The sequence below is a fragment of the Brevundimonas sp. UBA7507 genome (assembly GCF_002478355.1).
Lineage (GTDB): Bacteria > Pseudomonadota > Alphaproteobacteria > Caulobacterales > Caulobacteraceae > Brevundimonas > Brevundimonas diminuta_D.
In genome coordinates this window covers 1-15306 of the sequence record NZ_DLNP01000016.1, presented here as the reverse complement: position 1 = coordinate 15306, position 15306 = coordinate 1, and the positions used below count along the sequence as shown (strand labels likewise).

Here is a 15306-nt window from a genome sequence, read left to right as displayed (position 1 = left end):
GAACATGGTGCCGCCGGTCAGGACGGTGACCGTCGAAATGATGAAGAACAGACCCGGCTGGTCGATCAGGCCCGGCTGGGCGTTCAGGCCCACCGCGATGCCGAAGGACTGGGCCAGGGCCAGGAACACCGTCAGATAGCGGGTGTACTGGTTCAGCTGCTTGCGGCCCGACTCGCCGCCTTCCTTCTTCAGCTTCTCCCACGGCGGATACACCGCGCCCATCAGCTGAACGATGATCGACGCCGAGATGTAGGGCATGACGTTCAGCGCGAACACGGCCATGCGCTCGACGGCGCCGCCCGAGAACATGTTGAACATGTCCAGGATGCCGCGTTGGCCGTCCGGATTCTGGAAGAAGGCCAGGAAGGCCTCGCCGTTGATCCCAGGGATCGGAACATAGGTGCCGATCCGATAGACCAGCAGCGCGCCCAGCGTGAACAGCAGGCGCTTGTGCAGCTCGGTCGCTTTCGCGAACGAGCCCATGTTCATATTGGCAGCAAGTTGTTCAGCGGCCGAAGCCATCAGGCGGTCCCCACGACTATGCCCGTCGTCAGATAGGCGGAAAGCGGCGCTCTTGCGAGGGCCGCTTTCGGAAAATCGTCATCCCGGTCCGGACGATCCCGGCGGAGACGCGAAAGCCGCGCCCCGACGGGATGACGATATCGGATTTTAGGCCTTGGCGGCGGTGCGCTTGGCGCGAGCCGAGATCTTGTTGGCGTCGCCCTTCGGAGCCTTGGGTTCCGGCGCCTTGCCGCGAGCGGCGTTGCGCTTCTCGAGGCGAGCCGCAGCCTTGGCTTCGGCTTCGATGCGCTGCTGGGTGACCGAGCCGCCGGCGGCTTCGATCGCCTTGGCGGCGCCCGACGAGGCCGACCACACGACCAGGTTCAGCTTGGCCTTCAGTTCGCCTTCGCCCAGGACGCGCACGCCGTCCTTGACGCGACGGATCACGCCGGCGGCGACCAGGGCCGCGCCGTTGATCTCGGCCTTGGCGTCCAGCTTGCCGGCGTCGACGGCTTCCTGCAGGCGCCACAGGTTGACTTCAGCCAGCTTCGGCGCGTTCGGCACGTTGAAGCCGCGCTTCGGCATACGCATGTACAGCGGCATCTGGCCGCCTTCGAAGCCGCCGATGGCGACGCCCGAACGCGACTTCTGACCCTTGACGCCGCGACCGGCGGTCTTGCCCTTGCCCGAGCCCGGGCCGCGGCCGACGCGCATGCGCTTCTTGGCGGCGCCTTCGTTGTCACGGATTTCGTTCAGCTTCATTGCCTGATCCTTTCGGGTTCTAGCGCCAGGTCCGCCAGGCGGCCCTGACTCGGCGTTGGATAAATTGAAGGGCCGCTGATTAAGCGACCCGCGTCAGCATCGCAAGATGCTTCCTTCATAAAGCGAAACGCCCTCCCCCGCGAACGGGAGAGGGCGAACCGTCTTACTTCTCGACCACTTCCACCATGTGGGCGACCTTGGCGATCATCCCACGGACGGAGGGGGTGTCTTCCAGGGTCGACTCACGGCCGATCTGGTTGAGACCCAGGCCCACCAGGGTGGCGCGCTGATCCGACTTGCGGCGGATCGGGCTCGCCGTCTGACGGACGGTCACAGTCTTGTTTTCGGTCTTGGCCATCTATCAGCCCTCCACGGCTTCCGGCGCCGAGGCGCCGTCATTGCGGCGGCCCATCAGGTCGGACACCTTCTTGCCCCGCTTGGAGGCGATCTGGCGCGGCGACGACTGAACCTTCAGAGCTTCGAAGGTGGCGCGGATCATGTTGTAGGGGTTCGACGAGCCGGTCGACTTGCCCACGACGTCCTGGACGCCGAGGGTTTCGAGGACCGCACGCATCGGACCGCCCGCGATGACGCCCGTGCCCGGAGGGGCAGCGCGCATCATGATCTTGCCGGCGCCCCAACGGCCCGAGCCGTCGTGGTGCAGGGTGCGGTTCTCGCGCAGCGGAACCTTGATCATGGTCTTCTTGGCTTCTTCGGTCGCCTTACGGATGGCTTCCGGCACTTCGCGCGCCTTGCCGTGACCGAAGCCGACGCGGCCTTTGCCGTCGCCGACGACCATCAGGGCCGCGAACGAGAACCGGCGGCCGCCTTTGACGGTGGCGGCGACGCGGTTGATGTGCACCAGCTTCTCGATGATGTCCGAATCCGGACCTTCAACGGGAGCGTTGCGGTTGTCGCGACGGTTGCGATCGCCGCCGCCGCGTTGGGGTTCACGAGCCATGCTTGCCGTTCCCTTAGAAGTTCAGACCGGCTTCGCGCGCGGCTTCCGCCAGCGCCTTGACCCGGCCGTGATAGATGTAGCCGCCACGGTCGAAGACGACGTCCGTGACGCCCTTCTCGATGGCGCGCTCGGCGATCAGCTTGCCAATCTTGGCGGCGGCTGCGACGTCCGAACCCTTGGAACCCTTGCCGCCTTCCAGCGACGAGGCGGAAGCCACCGTGATGCCCTGGGCATCGTCGATGATCTGAGCCGAGATGTTCTTGTCCGAGCGGAAGACCGACAGACGCAGACGACCATTGGCCACCGCTTTGAGGCGACGACGGGTGCGCTCGGCGCGGCGCTTGGCTTGTTGTTGAAGAGAGAGAGCCATGACTTACTTCTTCTTGCCTTCCTTGCGCCGGACGAACTCGCCCTGGTAGCGCACGCCCTTGCCCTTATAGGGTTCCGGCGGACGCATCTTGCGGATGACGGCGGCGATTTCGCCCACAGCCTGCTTGTCGTTGCCCGAGATCTTGATCTCGGTCTGCTTCGGCACGGCGAAGGTGATGCCTTCCGGCGGAACGATGTCCACGTCGTGCGAGAAGCCGAGCTGCAGCGAGAGATCCTTGCCCTTCAGGGCGGCGCGGTAACCGACGCCGACCAGTTCCAGGGTCTTCTCGAAGCCGTCGGTCACGCCGGTCACCATGTTGGCGACCAGGGTGCGCGACAGACCCCACATGGCGCGAGCGCGCTGGGTGTCCGAACGCGGGGTCAGCGACAGTTCGTCGCCTTCCTGCTTGACTTCGATCTCTTCGGCGACGGTCCAGGAGCGTTCGCCCTTGGGACCCTTCACGGTGATGTCCTGACCGTTGAGCGTGACGGTCACGCCCTTCGGCACAGCGATGGTTTTCTTGCCGATACGAGACATATCAGTAGACCCTGCAGAGGACTTCGCCGCCGACGTTAGCGTCGCGGGCGGCGGCGTCGGACATGACGCCCTTCGAAGTCGAAAGGATCGAGATGCCGAGGCCGTTCTTGACCGGCTTCAGATCGCCGATGGCCGAATAGACGCGACGGCCGGGCTTCGACACGCGGGCGATCTCAGCGATCACCGGCTGGCCGTCGAAGTACTTCAGCTCGATCTCGAACTGCGGAAACTCACCGGGGTTTTGAACCAGCGAGTAACCGCGGATGTAGCCTTCGTCCTGCAGCACGTCGAGGACGCGCTGACGCAGACGGGAAGCCGGGGTGAGCACCGACGAACGCTTGCGGGTGGCCGCGTTCTTGATGCGAGCGATCATGTCGCTCAGGGGATCGTTGATCATCATGTCTGTTCGCTCCCCTTACCAGCTCGACTTCGTCAGGCCGGGGATCTGCCCCAGGTTGCCGAGTTCGCGCAGGGCGACACGGCTCATCTTGAGCTTGCGGTAGTAAGCCCGCGGACGGCCCGTGACTTCGCAACGGTTGCGAATGCGGGTCGGCGCAGAGTTACGCGGCAGGGCGGCCAGCTTCAGGCGCGCGTCGAAGCGCTCCTCCAGCGGCAGGCTCTCGTCGTTAGCGGTCGCCTTCAAGGCTTCCCGCTTCGCGGCATACTTCGCAACCAGGGCCTTGACGGCTTCGTTGCGGTTTACGGCGCTTTTCTTAGCCATTGTTCTCTTCCCTTCCCGATCAGTTCACGAACGGGAACTTGAACTCGGTGAGGAGAGCCTTGGCTTCCTCATCGGTCTTGGCCGTGGTGCAGACAATGATGTCCATGCCCCACATCTGGTCGATCTGGTCGTAGTTGATCTCCGGGAACACGATGTGCTCCTTCAGACCCGTGGCGTAGTTGCCGCGACCGTCGAACGAAGTGCCCTTCAGGCCTCGGAAGTCCTTCACGCGCGGCAGGGCGATCGTGATGAAGCGGTCCAGGAACTCGTACATCTGGGCGCCGCGCAGCGTGACCTTGCCGCCGATGACCATGCCTTCGCGCAGCTTGAAGCCGGCGATGGAGTTACGAGCCTTGGTCGGCACAGCCTTTTGACCGGCGATGGCCGTCAGATCCTTGAGGGCCGCGTTGGCCTTCTTGGAGTCGGCGACAGCTTCACCGATACCCATGTTCAGGACGATCTTGTCCAGCTTGGGGATCTGCATCTCGTTGGTGTAGCCGAACTTTTCCTTCAGGACGCCGCGGATGCGGTCCTGATAGTCGGTCTTGAGACGCGGCGTGTACTTGGTGTCGGCCATCAGATGACGTCTCCCGTCGACTTGGCGAAGCGGACCTTCTTGTCCCCTTCGACCTTGAAGCCCACGCGGGTCGCCTTGCCGTTGGCGTCGACGATCGCGACGTTCGACAGGTGAAGCGAGGCTTCCTTGTGCTTGATGCCGCCTTGCGGGTCAGCCTGGGTCGGGCGCGTGTGGCGCTGAACCATGTTGACGCCTTGCACGACGACGCGGTTTTCCGTCGGCAGAACCTGCATCACCTTGCCGGTGCGGCCCTTGTCCTTGCCGGTCAGGACGACGACGTTGTCGCCCTTCTTGATCTTGGCGGCCATGGTTACAGAACCTCCGGAGCCAGCGAAATGATCTTCATGTGGTTCTTGGCGCGCAGCTCGCGCGGAACCGGGCCGAAGATACGGGTGCCGACAGGCTCGTTCTGCTTGTTGACGATGACGGCGGCCGACTTGTCGAAACGGATGACAGAGCCGTCCTTGCGCTGGATGTCCTTGGCGGTGCGCACGACGATGGCGCGAACGACGTCGCCCTTCTTCACGCGGCCGCGTGGAATCGCTTCCTTCACCGAGGCGACAATGGTGTCGCCGATCGAGGCGTAGCGGCGCTTGGAGCCGCCCAACACCTTGATGCACATGACCCGGCGGGCGCCCGAGTTATCGGCGACCTCCAGGTTAGTTTGCATCTGGATCATGGGATCCGATCCTTCTTCTTACGAAGCCGAAGACGGGGAAATGATTTCCCAGCGCTTCAACTTGGACTTGGGGGCGCATTCGATGATGCGCGCGATATCGCCGACTTTGAGAGCGTTAGCTTCATCGTGGGCGTGGTAGTTCTTGGACTTGCGGACCGTCTTGCGGAGCAGCGGGTGCAGCAGGGTGCGCTCGACCTTCACGACGACGGTCTTGTCGCCCTTGTCGGAGACGACCACGCCTTCAAGAATGCGTTTGGGCATCGGTGTTTCCTTACGAGGCCGCACGCTTCTCGCGCAGAAGCGTCGAGATGCGAGCGATGTCCTTGCGCACTTCCGAGACCCGGTGGGTCTTTTCCATTTGGCCGGTGGCGGCCTGGAAGCGCAGGTTGAACTGTTCCTTCTTGAGCTTCAGCAGCTCGTCGGACAGTTGGTCGACGGTTTGCGACCGGAGATCGGCGATCTTGGTCATTAGGCGGCTTGCTCCGTAACGATGCCGGCGTCCAGGCGGGTGACCACCTTGGTGCGGATCGGCAGCTTGGCGGCGCCGAGGCGCAGCGCTTCACGAGCCACGTCGTCCGGCACGCCGTCGATTTCGAACATGATGCGGCCCGGGGCCACGCGAGCGGCCCAATGGTCCACCGCGCCCTTGCCCTTACCCATCCGCACTTCCGCCGGCTTGCCGGAGACCGGCACGTCCGGGAAGATACGGATCCAGACGCGGCCCTGACGCTTCATCTGACGGGTGATCGCGCGGCGAGCCGCTTCGATCTGACGCGCCGTGATGCGCTCCGGCTCGACGGCCTTCAGACCGTAGGAGCCGAAGTTCAGCGAGAAACCACCCTTGGACGAGCCGTGGATGCGGCCCTTGAAGGCCTTGCGGTACTTGGTCTTTTTCGGTTGCAACATGGCCTATCAGCCCTCACGACCACGGCGCGGACCGCGATCACCGCGGGGGCCGCGCTCACGGCCTTCGTTGGACGACGGACCCGAGGCTTCCTGGGCCCAACGCTTGTCCTGGGCCATCGGGTCGTGCTCGAGCACTTCACCCTTAAACACCCAGACCTTCACGCCGATGATGCCGTAGGTCGTCTTGGCTTCATAGAAGCCGTAGTCGATGTCGGCGCGCAGCGTGTGAAGCGGCACGCGACCTTCGCGGTACCATTCCATACGAGCGATTTCGGCGCCGCCCAGACGGCCCGAGACGTTGATGCGGACGCCCTTGGCGCCCAGGCGCATGGCCGACTGCATCGAACGCTTCATGGCGCGGCGGAACGCGATACGGCGTTCCAGCTGCTGAGCGATGTTCTCGGCGATCAGCTGAGCGTCGGTCTCCGGCTTGCGGACTTCAACGATGTTCAGGTGAACTTCGCCTTCGGTGCGGGCCGAGATGTCCTTGCGGAGCTTCTCGATGTCAGCGCCCTTCTTGCCGATCACGACGCCCGGACGGGCGGCGTAGATCGTCACGCGGCACTTCTTGTGGGGGCGCTCGATGATGATGCGCGACACGCCGGCGGCCGACAGGCGTTCCTTCAGCCACGTGCGCAGCTTCAGGTCCTGGTGGAGCAGTTTGGCGTAGTCAGCGCCGCCGGCGAACCAGCGGCTGTCCCACGTGCGGTTCACGCCGAGGCGCAGACCGATCGGATTGATTTTCTGTCCCATCAGGCAGCCTCGCCGGCTTCACGGACCACGATCGTGATCTCGCTAAAGGGTTTCAGGATGCGCGAGGAGCGACCGCGAGCGCGGCTCGCGAAACGCTTCATCACCAGGTTCTTGCCCACGAAGGCCTCGGCGACAACCAGGTTGTCGATGTCGAGGTTGTGGTTGTTCTCGGCGTTCGAGATCGCCGAGTACAGAACCTTGCGGACATCGCCAGCGATGCGCTTGTGGCTGAATTCCAGCTCGTTCAGCGCCTTCTGGACCGGCAGACCGCGGATCGACGCGGCCACCAGGTTCAGCTTCTGCGGGCTGATGCGGACGTTGACCAGCTTGGCGCGGGCCTCGGTCGCTTCAACGCGACGGGGGTTCTTGGTCTGGGCCATGGATTACTTCCTCTTGGCCTTTTTGTCCGCCGCGTGGCCCGGGAAGTTCCGGGTCGGGGCGAACTCGCCGAACTTCATGCCGACCATTTCTTCGGAGACCGACACCGGCACATGCTTCTGGCCGTTGTGGACGCCGAACGTCAGACCGACGAACTGCGGCAGGATGGTGGAGCGGCGCGACCACGTCTTGATCACGTCCTTGCGGCCCGACGATTGAGCGGCGTCGGCCTTCTTGAGCAGATACCCGTCGACAAACGGGCCTTTCCAGGAGGAGCGGGCCATTCTTAGCGAGCCTTCTTCACGTGACGGCTACGGATGATGAACTTATCCGTGGCCTTGTTCTTGCGGGTACGGGTGCCCTTGGTGTCCTTGCCCCACGGCGTAACCGGGGTGCGACCACCAGAGGTCCGGCCTTCACCACCACCATGCGGGTGGTCGATCGGGTTCATGGCGACGCCGCGGACGTGCGGACGCCAGCCCATGTGACGCTTGCGGCCTGCCTTGCCCAGGTTCTGGTTCATGTGCTCGGGGTTCGACACGGCGCCGACAACGGCCATGCAGCCGTCCAGAACCATGCGAAGCTCGCCCGAGCCCAGACGGATCTGAGCGTAGCCCTGGTCGCGACCGACCAGTTGAGCGTAGGCGCCGGCCGAACGGGCCAGCTGAGCGCCCTTGCCCGGCTTCATCTCCACGTTGTGGATGATGGTGCCGACGGGGATCGAGCGCAGCGGCATGGCGTTGCCCGGCTTCACGTCGACCTTCTCACCCGCGACGATGGTGTCGCCGGCGTGAAGGCGCTGAGGCGCGATGATGTAGGTCTTCTCGCCGTCCGGGTAGACAACCAGGGCGATGAAGGCGGTGCGGTTGGGGTCGTATTCCAGACGCTCAACCGTGCCGACCACGTCGAACTTGCGACGCTTGAAGTCGATCTTGCGGTACAGCTTCTTGGCGCCGCCGCCGCGGAAGCGGACAGCGATGCGACCGCCCTGACCACGACCGCCCGACTTGGTCAGGCCTTCGGTCAGCGACTTCTCCGGGCGACCTTTGTGCAGCTCGGAACGGTCGACCAGCACCAGGGCGCGGCGGCCCGGCGACGTCGGATTGTAATGCTTCAGAGCCATCTTCTTAGAGCCCCGTCGTGACGTCGATCGACTGACCTTCGGCCAGCGTCACGATCGCTTTCTTGATGTCCACGCGACGGCCCAGGATGCCCCGGAAGCGCTTGGTCTTGCCCTTTTGAACCAGGGTGTTGACCTTGAGGACGTTGACTTTGAACAGGCTTTCGACCGCGGCAGCGATCTCGTCCTTGGTCGCCGTACCGGCGACGCGGAAGACGACCTTGTTCTGCTCCGACAGGATCGTGGCCTTCTCGGTGATCACCGGAGCCAGGATGGTGTCGTAGTGCTTGGCGGTGGGTTGAGCGGCGGCCATTATGCGGCTTCCTTCTCAGCGAAGCGCGCCTCGATGGCCTCAACAGCCGCCTTGGTCAGCACCAGTTTGTCGGCCCGCAGGATGTCATAGACGTTCAGGCCGGCGTTCGGCAGCACGTCGATGTGCGGGATGTTGCGCGCGGCCAGGCCGAAGTTGGTTTCAACTTCCGGACCCGCGATGATCAGAGCCTTGGTCCAGCCCAGCTTGCCGAAGGTCTCGCGCAGCGAGGCCGTCTTGGCTTCCTTGACCGAGACGCTGTCGACGACGACTAGGTCGCCGGCCTTGGCCTTGGACGACAGGGCGTGACGCAGAGCCAGGGCGCGGACCTTCTTCGGCAGCGAGTAGCCGTGGTCGCGGACAACCGGACCAAAGGCGCGCGAACCGCCGACGAACTGCGGCGCACGGCGCGAACCGTGACGAGCGCCGCCGGTGCCCTTCTGCTTGTACATCTTCTTGCCCGTACGAGAGTTCTCGTTGCGGGTTTGAACCTTGTGCGTACCGGCGCGGCGCTTGGCCAGCTGCCAATTGACGTAACGGGCCAGCAGGTCGCCGCGGATGTCGGAGATGCCGAAGACGGCGTCCGACAGCTCAACGTCGCCAGCAGCCTTGCCGTCGAGTTTGATGACCGAGAGTTTCATTACGCTTCACCGCCTTCGGTCGCTTCCACGGCCGGCGCTTCAGCCGGGGTCGAAGCGGGTTGAGCAGCGGCCGACTTCACGGCGCCCGGGAACGGGGCGTCCGCAGGACGGGCCTTCTTGATGGCGTCGCTGATCTTGACGTAGGCGCCGTCGTGACCCGGGACAGCGCCCTTGATCAGGATCAGGCCACGTTCAGCGTCGACGCGGACGACGGTCAGGTTCTGGGTCGTAACGACTTCCTGGCCAAGATGGCCAGCCATCTTCTTGCCCTTGAAGACCTTGCCCGGATCTTGACGCTGGCCGGTTGAACCATGCGAACGGTGCGAAATCGACACGCCGTGCGAGGCGCGCAGACCACCGAAGTTCCAGCGCTTCATCGCGCCGGCAAAGCCCTTACCAATGGTATGGCCCTGGATGTCGACCTTCTGGCCCGCGAGGAAGTGGTCGGCCGACAGTTCGGCGCCCACGTCCAGCAGGGCGTCTTCACCCACGCGGAACTCGGTTACATAGGCCTTAGGCTCGACCTCGGCCTTCGCGAAAACTTCGCGTTGAGCCTTGGCCGTGTTCTTGGCCTTCTTAACGCCAGCGCCCAGCTGAAGGGCGACGTAGCCGTCGCGCTCCTTGGTACGTTGGCCGACGACTTGGCAGCCGTCGAGCTGGAGCACAGTGACCGGAACGTGTGCGCCGTCATCGGCGAACACGCGGGTCATCCCCAGCTTCTTGGCGATCACGCCCGTGCGCATGTCGGATCCCGCCTCTTTCTTTCTTAGATCTTGATCTCGACGTCCACGCCGGCGGACAGGTCGAGCTTCATGAGCGCGTCCACGGTCTGCGGGGTGGGGTCGACGATGTCGAGCACGCGCTTGTGCGTGCGGATTTCAAACTGCTCGCGCGACTTCTTGTCGACGTGCGGCGAGCGGTTCACGGTGAACTTTTCGATCAGGGTCGGCAGCGGGATCGGACCACGAACGGTCGCGCCCGTGCGCTTGGCGGTGTTAACGATTTCGCGCGTCGAAAAGTCGAGGACGCGATGATCGAAGGCCTTGAGCCTGATGCGGATGCTTTGATCCATATCGGTTGTTATTCCCATGCGGCCGGAGCCGCGTCCCTGTGAACCATTTCAAAGACCGAAGCCTCAGAGCGATAACTCGCCCCCAGGAAACGCAAATCCGCAAAAACGAGCGGCCCACGCAGTCCCCCGCGAAGGCCGTAAGTTCCCAAGAAGCTGCAAAGAACAGTAACTTAGGTCGTCCCTGCGGACCGCGTCTGCACCCGAAAGTGCACAGCCGGTCCAACAAGAGGGGTGCTTATGCCTACCGATTCCGTTTCCGTCAAGCGCGGAAATCCCCGCCCCGTCAGGGTTTGCGACTCACGCCGCCCACACCCCTCTTCGCCCGCTGCAATGCAACATAACACGGGTCGACCGTTAAGGTCTGAGGCGGGAAAGCGGCCAGATGAACGCCGCAGAAAGGCGCCGCCGCAATGCGCTCCGCATACTGACGCAGTTATGCCTTAATGCGTCTCTTTTGGGCAACATCAGCCAATGACGACGAGTTCATGACACGTTTGTAACGGTAAAAGGCAAAAGGGCGACCTATGTGTTGCCCATCGTCGGAGCGGCCAAGCTGTCCCGGCGGCAGTATATAAGGACAAAAAAATGAAAACCGTCTTTCTCGCTTCGGTCGCCGCCGCGACCCTGATCGCCGCTCCCGCCTTCGCTCAAGACGCCATCGGCTCGGTCGGCATCGCCTACAACTACGCCGACGTCGAAGGCACGGACGTCAACCGCGGCGTCATCGATGGCACGGTCGCTTCGTCGGTGTTCGGCGACTGGACCGTCACCTTCAACGCTGAAGCCGCTTACACCGACGTCAAGCACGCCGGCGACGAAACCACCCTGGCCGGCGCCGTGCACCTGTCGAAGAAGATCGAGGACATGCGCTTCGGCGGCTTCTACGGCGCTTCGGAATTCGGCAACACCACGCTGAACACCTTCGGTCTGGAAGGCCAGAAGTACCTGGACCGCGCCACTCTGACGGGCGTCGTCTCGTACGGCACCGCGGCTGACGCCGACATCTGGACCGTGGCCGGCGACGCCGCCTTCTACGCCACGCCGCAACTGCGCCTGAGCGGCGGCGCCGCCTACACCAACGTCGACGCCGACAACATCTTCATCGGTGCCGGCGACGTGGACGCCTGGTCGGCCGGCGTGGCTGCTGAGTACCAGTTCGCCGACACCCCGTACTCGGTCTTCGGCGGCTACGACTACGTCAAGTCCTCGGACCTGGACGTCGACGCCAACGTCTTCAAGATCGGCATGCGCTACAGCTTCGGCGGCGGTCTGCAAGCCCGCGACCAAGCCGGCGCCAACCTGGGCCGCACGCACAACGGCGTGGCCGCCCTGTTCGGCAACTAATCGATCTTCGCGGTCTTCGGACCGCACGGATCAACGAAACCCCGGCGGAGCGATCCGCCGGGGTTTTTGTTTGACCGGACCGTTCAGGCTCCAGGCATGAAAAAGCTCCAGGCACGAAAAAGGCCCGAGGGGTTCCACGCTCCCGGGCCTTCTCCTTCAGGGGCTTGTCGGCGTCAGCGGCCGATGCGCAGATCCCCTGATCCCACGATCGAGCGCGAAACCGCGCCCGTGGCCTGGGCCACACGCACGTCGCCCGATCCGGCGATAGCCGCCGAGACGTCGCCCGCCGTTCCGCCGAAGTTTACGTCGCCGGATCCGCCGATCGAGACCTCCAGGGTCGAGGCGCGGCCGCCGCGCACCCGCACGTCGCCGGATCCGCCGATGGCGATGCTGGTCTCGCCGTCCACGCGCGCCACATCAATGCTGCCCGAACCGCCTACGCTGGCGTCCAGCTTGCCCGTGGCGCCGGCGAAAACCGAACCGGACCCGCCCACAGCGGCCTCCAGATTGCGCGACGTGCCGGCCCTGATCGAGCCCGAGCCGCCGACCGACAGATCCACGTCGCCGTCGACATTGGCCACCGTCCAGGAACCGCAGCCTCCATTGCCCAGCTCGACGGACCGGGCGCCGCGGCCGACCGAACCGAAGATGGCGCCGCCGCCGCTGACCTCGACGTCGCGCGGCGTGCGCAGGACGATCAGAGGAGCGTCCTCCATGCGGATTCGTCCCTTGCCCCGCACCTCGACCGTCGCGCCTTCGCCCGGCTGGCGCGCGTCTGCGGGACCGTTGTTGCAGGAGCCGATCTGACCGCCGTTGAAGCTCATGCCGCGCCCACGCCCCAGACCGCCGTCGATGCGGACCTGCGCGCCTCGGCGTTCGATGCGAAGCGCCGGCAGGCCGGCCGAGCCCTGCGTGATCTCGACACCGACGTCGGAACGGTCTTCCGGGATGACGATGACGCGCGCCACCGCGTTGCGGATCGTCACGTCCTCAGCCATAGCCGGCGACGCCAGAACGGCGGATGCAGCCAGCGCGCTTCCCATGGCGGCGGCGATTGCAGCGGGTTTCATCAGCGGGTCTCCCTGTCTCTGTGTCCAGGAGAAACTGAGGGCCGCGCCCCGCAAAGTCAGTTTAAATCGAGGTCATGAACCCCTTTTAACCTAAGGCCCCCTCAGGCGGCGGAACCGTCTGCACGATCGGGAGCCAAGGCCGCGGCGCCATCCGTCGCGCCGACAGCAGGTTCGAAGTCCCGCTCGAACGTGGCGATGCGGCTCTTCATCAGGCCTGTGCGCTTCAGCGCCACCGACGCGGCCCACCGTGCGGCCAGCTCGGGCTTGCTCATGCGGTCCGTGGCGCGCGGCTCCCCTCCCCGGCTGCGCAGGAAGGCGTTGGTGTAGAGGGCGCCGTTGCGGATGCGCGACGGCCAGCTCTGGAACTCCACCGACAGGGAGACGCAGAACCGATCCAGGTTCTCGACCCGATGCGGCGCATAGAAGGGCCAAGTCAGCGCCTGTCCCGGCTCAAGGTCGACGATGCGAGCATCGTCCTCGAAAGCGCGGCAATAGGGAATCTCTTCGGTCGTCTGACGGGTGACGACCTGCTCCATGCTGCGTTCCGGCAGATGGGCTTCGTCGCCCGGATAGACGAACAGGCGTTTGCGCCCGCGCATGTGGAACAGCACCACCCCGCCGGCGTCGAAATGATAGGGCACGCGCGCCTTGGGCGACGACAGGATCAGTTGCCCGCTGGCGCTGGCCGCCTTCAGACCATAACCGCCCAGAATCCGCTCGAAGTCGACCATGGCCGCGCGCCACAACTCGGGCCAGCCTTGCTCGACCTTGCGCATATTGACCCACAGACGGCCCTGCTGGATCGCCTCCAGCAGTTCGGCGCCGTTCAGGCGTCCGCGCGCGCCGGTCCGCAGGCTGACCTGCCCCTCGTCGTCGTAATCATACAGGTTGATGTCGAACAGGTCGGCCGGATAGCGGTCCAGCACCTCGGCCAGGGCCTGATCCTCGGCGAACCCGTCGGCGACCAGGGCATGAGGGTGGACCTCGGCCTGGGTGATCGGGCCCGCGTAGCGCGTCATGGAAGCCGTCATACCGCTCTCCTCATCAATCGGCCGAGCCGGCCGCTTTTTGTTTCCGGACCATGTCGGCGGCGGCGCGCAGCGCGCCCGCTGCCTGACCGGCCAGACTTGTCTCACACGCCTCGATCACGGACCAACGCCGCCGCGTGCTGAGACGCAGCCGCTCCGCCCGCGCGTGACCGAGCACGCCCAGGGCCGCGCCGGCCGTCGCGCACACCGCGTTGCCGACGCCTGGTCGAGCCACAACGCCTTCGGCGGTCACAAGGCCCCCGTCGTCGTAGTACTTCTTGTAGTTGCCGCCGACGCCGACGCCGTAATCGAAGATGCGATAGCCGCGTTCCGAGCCCAGCCGGATCGTCTCCTGCGTCAGCACGATGCCGGGCGACCAGCGCGCGACCTCCTGCTCATAGACCGGGAACCACAGGTGGAAATGACGCCCAGCGTGCATGGAATACTCCATGGCGACAACCCGCCCGTCCACGCGCAGCACAGCCATGGAGGCGCCGAAGCCGTCCTCGCCCTGGCAGTCCATCAGGGCGTGAAGCACCTGTTCCGTCCACCCGCAGGCGAAGATGTCGTGATGTCCCGTGCGTCGGTACTGTTCGCTCTTCTCGATGATCATGCGTTTGAGCAGGGCGTGGTCATGCAGCCCGATCTCGATCTCGACCGCTCTGAACGCACCGTCCAGACCACGACGAGAGCGCTCCTTGTCTTTGAAATATTTTGGGAAGGCCTTCCGACGCCGGGCGTACCAGGCGTCGAATCCGCCCTCCTCGGGCACCACCGAGACCACGCTGTGATTGCGTCGCATCGTCTGCGGCGCCTCACCGATCCAGGCGGCGGCGGCGAAGCGCGGCGCGCCGATCAGGGCCGCCGCCTCCTGCATCGAAGGCTTGTCATCACGCGGACCGATGACGCCATGATAGTCGTTCATGGGCGCGGCAAGAGGCTGAACCGTCCCGCCCCGGCGCTGATGCGGATAGTAGCCGACGACACGGCCGTCCCGTTTGAAGACGGCGACAGCCGAACCGGGACAGATCGGCCCGGCGGTCCGTGCGAACTCCCAACGGAAATACGGGCTGCTCAGATCCGGGTCCGCACGCGCCCACCTGTTCCATTGGACGCCCTCCTCGGCCGACAGCTCGGCGAGGTTGCGGATTTCTACTGATAGTGGTCCCGACATGACGCTCCCTTCGGAACGTTCCCAGCAAGTCCCGTTCCAACGCCCGCTCATACGGCCAAGCCCTTGAGGCCGGGTTAGCGTTCGGCGCCTTGCACAAAAGATCGGAGCTTCGCCGCCCACACCGCATTGAACTCCTTCAGGAGGTCCATATGACGAAACCACGCCCCAAGAGCCGCGAAACCGAGAACGAGAACCAGCGTCCCGACAAGGAGGGCAGTCCGCCTCGCCCAGCTACGGAGCCCAAGGGCGCCGAGGGCAGCAGCAACTCGGGTCGCACGGAAACCGATCCCGCGACCGGCACGCCGAACCACTGAAAGCAAAACTGCCCCCGGATTTCTCCGGGGTCCGCTCTGTTACGCTTTACTGCGGCCTACCGCGCTTCCGCGCTGCTTGGGGCCGGTA

The 15306-nt window shown here is 64.7% G+C and carries 26 protein-coding genes and 1 pseudogene; 2 read left to right on the top strand and 25 right to left on the bottom strand.

What is annotated here, in order from left to right; translation table 11 throughout:
- From B3D50_RS11890 to rpsJ, 22 genes and pseudogenes are all read right to left on the bottom strand, one after another.
- The coding region (locus B3D50_RS11890) for a preprotein translocase subunit SecY (protein ID WP_414632914.1) at positions 1-522 on the bottom strand (522 nt) is incomplete at its 3' end.
- 285 nt (positions 523-807) lie between these two features.
- Positions 808-1263, bottom strand: a pseudogene (gene rplO / locus B3D50_RS11885) (50S ribosomal protein L15); the annotation flags it as partial.
- Positions 1264-1426: 163 nt separating this feature from the next.
- The gene (gene rpmD / locus B3D50_RS11880; protein WP_003164384.1) at positions 1427-1621 is read right to left on the bottom strand and encodes a 50S ribosomal protein L30; all 195 of its coding nucleotides are present in this window, start codon (positions 1619-1621) and stop codon (positions 1427-1429) included.
- A 3-nt stretch (positions 1622-1624) separates the two neighbouring features.
- Complete coding sequence (rpsE, locus tag B3D50_RS11875; RefSeq protein ID WP_003164383.1) at positions 1625-2224, bottom strand: 30S ribosomal protein S5; 600 nt, start codon at positions 2222-2224, stop codon at positions 1625-1627.
- 13 nt (positions 2225-2237) lie between these two features.
- Positions 2238-2594: a 50S ribosomal protein L18 gene (gene rplR, locus B3D50_RS11870; protein ID WP_003164382.1), complete on the bottom strand. Its 357-nt coding sequence runs from the start codon at positions 2592-2594 to the stop codon at positions 2238-2240.
- 3 nt (positions 2595-2597) lie between these two features.
- Positions 2598-3131, bottom strand: coding sequence for a 50S ribosomal protein L6 (gene rplF / locus B3D50_RS11865; protein WP_040345018.1), 534 nt, complete (start codon positions 3129-3131; stop codon positions 2598-2600).
- Position 3132: 1 nt separating this feature from the next.
- Positions 3133-3531 carry a 30S ribosomal protein S8 gene (gene rpsH, locus B3D50_RS11860; RefSeq protein WP_003170021.1) on the bottom strand — a complete coding sequence of 133 codons (399 nt, stop codon included), beginning with the start codon at positions 3529-3531 and terminating at the stop codon, positions 3133-3135.
- Positions 3532-3546: 15 nt separating this feature from the next.
- On the bottom strand, positions 3547-3852 hold the full coding sequence (rpsN, locus tag B3D50_RS11855; RefSeq protein ID WP_269300158.1) for a 30S ribosomal protein S14: 306 nt from the start codon (positions 3850-3852) through the stop codon (positions 3547-3549).
- 19 nt (positions 3853-3871) lie between these two features.
- Positions 3872-4429, bottom strand: a complete 558-nt coding sequence (gene rplE, locus B3D50_RS11850; protein WP_003164380.1) for a 50S ribosomal protein L5 — start codon at positions 4427-4429, stop codon at positions 3872-3874.
- A complete protein-coding gene (gene rplX / locus B3D50_RS11845) occupies positions 4429-4737 on the bottom strand; it encodes a 50S ribosomal protein L24 (RefSeq protein ID WP_003164379.1) in 309 nt (102 codons plus the stop codon). The genes rplE and rplX overlap by 1 nt, the downstream gene beginning before the upstream one ends.
- 2 nt (positions 4738-4739) lie before the next feature.
- Entirely contained in the window at positions 4740-5108 is a 369-nt protein-coding gene (rplN, locus tag B3D50_RS11840) for a 50S ribosomal protein L14 (RefSeq protein WP_003164378.1), read from the bottom strand.
- A gap of 18 nt (positions 5109-5126) precedes the next feature.
- A complete protein-coding gene (gene rpsQ / locus B3D50_RS11835) occupies positions 5127-5369 on the bottom strand; it encodes a 30S ribosomal protein S17 (protein WP_003164377.1) in 243 nt (80 codons plus the stop codon).
- A gap of 10 nt (positions 5370-5379) precedes the next feature.
- Entirely contained in the window at positions 5380-5577 is a 198-nt protein-coding gene (gene rpmC, locus B3D50_RS11830; RefSeq protein WP_003164376.1) for a 50S ribosomal protein L29, read from the bottom strand.
- Positions 5577-6014, bottom strand: coding sequence for a 50S ribosomal protein L16 (gene rplP / locus B3D50_RS11825; RefSeq protein WP_003164375.1), 438 nt, complete (start codon positions 6012-6014; stop codon positions 5577-5579). The genes rpmC and rplP overlap by 1 nt, the downstream gene beginning before the upstream one ends.
- Positions 6015-6020: 6 nt before the next feature.
- Positions 6021-6767, bottom strand: a complete 747-nt coding sequence (rpsC, locus tag B3D50_RS11820) for a 30S ribosomal protein S3 (RefSeq protein ID WP_003164374.1) — start codon at positions 6765-6767, stop codon at positions 6021-6023.
- Positions 6767-7147, bottom strand: a complete 381-nt coding sequence (gene rplV / locus B3D50_RS11815; RefSeq protein ID WP_003164373.1) for a 50S ribosomal protein L22 — start codon at positions 7145-7147, stop codon at positions 6767-6769. Before rplV ends, rpsC begins: the two co-directional genes overlap by 1 nt.
- Before the next feature lie 3 nt (positions 7148-7150).
- The gene (gene rpsS, locus B3D50_RS11810; RefSeq protein ID WP_003164372.1) at positions 7151-7429 is read right to left on the bottom strand and encodes a 30S ribosomal protein S19; all 279 of its coding nucleotides are present in this window, start codon (positions 7427-7429) and stop codon (positions 7151-7153) included.
- 2 nt (positions 7430-7431) lie between these two features.
- Positions 7432-8268: a 50S ribosomal protein L2 gene (gene rplB / locus B3D50_RS11805; RefSeq protein WP_003164371.1), complete on the bottom strand. Its 837-nt coding sequence runs from the start codon at positions 8266-8268 to the stop codon at positions 7432-7434.
- A gap of 4 nt (positions 8269-8272) precedes the next feature.
- Positions 8273-8578 carry a 50S ribosomal protein L23 gene (locus B3D50_RS11800; RefSeq protein ID WP_003164370.1) on the bottom strand — a complete coding sequence of 102 codons (306 nt, stop codon included), beginning with the start codon at positions 8576-8578 and terminating at the stop codon, positions 8273-8275.
- Positions 8578-9216, bottom strand: coding sequence for a 50S ribosomal protein L4 (rplD, locus tag B3D50_RS11795; protein ID WP_003164369.1), 639 nt, complete (start codon positions 9214-9216; stop codon positions 8578-8580). The genes B3D50_RS11800 and rplD overlap by 1 nt, the downstream gene beginning before the upstream one ends.
- Positions 9216-9959 carry a 50S ribosomal protein L3 gene (rplC, locus tag B3D50_RS11790; protein WP_003164368.1) on the bottom strand — a complete coding sequence of 248 codons (744 nt, stop codon included), beginning with the start codon at positions 9957-9959 and terminating at the stop codon, positions 9216-9218. Before rplC ends, rplD begins: the two co-directional genes overlap by 1 nt.
- 23 nt (positions 9960-9982) lie before the next feature.
- Positions 9983-10288: a 30S ribosomal protein S10 gene (gene rpsJ / locus B3D50_RS11785; protein WP_003164367.1), complete on the bottom strand. Its 306-nt coding sequence runs from the start codon at positions 10286-10288 to the stop codon at positions 9983-9985.
- Positions 10289-10873: 585 nt separating this feature from the next.
- Between rpsJ and B3D50_RS11780 the strand changes: the two genes are divergently transcribed.
- Entirely contained in the window at positions 10874-11632 is a 759-nt protein-coding gene (locus B3D50_RS11780; protein WP_286951369.1) for an outer membrane protein, read from the top strand.
- Between the two features lie 173 nt (positions 11633-11805).
- Here the strand turns inward: B3D50_RS11780 and B3D50_RS11775 are convergent, their stop codons facing one another.
- From B3D50_RS11775 to B3D50_RS11765, 3 genes are all read right to left on the bottom strand, one after another.
- Positions 11806-12702: a GIN domain-containing protein gene (locus tag B3D50_RS11775; RefSeq protein WP_286951367.1), complete on the bottom strand. Its 897-nt coding sequence runs from the start codon at positions 12700-12702 to the stop codon at positions 11806-11808.
- 101 nt (positions 12703-12803) lie between these two features.
- The gene (locus B3D50_RS11770) at positions 12804-13721 is read right to left on the bottom strand and encodes a cupin-like domain-containing protein (protein WP_286951366.1); all 918 of its coding nucleotides are present in this window, start codon (positions 13719-13721) and stop codon (positions 12804-12806) included.
- Positions 13722-13746: 25 nt separating this feature from the next.
- The gene (locus B3D50_RS11765) at positions 13747-14904 is read right to left on the bottom strand and encodes a GNAT family N-acetyltransferase (RefSeq protein WP_286951365.1); all 1158 of its coding nucleotides are present in this window, start codon (positions 14902-14904) and stop codon (positions 13747-13749) included.
- 149 nt (positions 14905-15053) lie between these two features.
- Here B3D50_RS11765 and B3D50_RS11760 point away from each other — a divergent pair, with 149 nt between their 5' ends.
- On the top strand, positions 15054-15218 hold the full coding sequence (locus B3D50_RS11760) for a hypothetical protein (RefSeq protein ID WP_286951363.1): 165 nt from the start codon (positions 15054-15056) through the stop codon (positions 15216-15218).
- Positions 15219-15306: the final 88 nt, after the last annotated feature.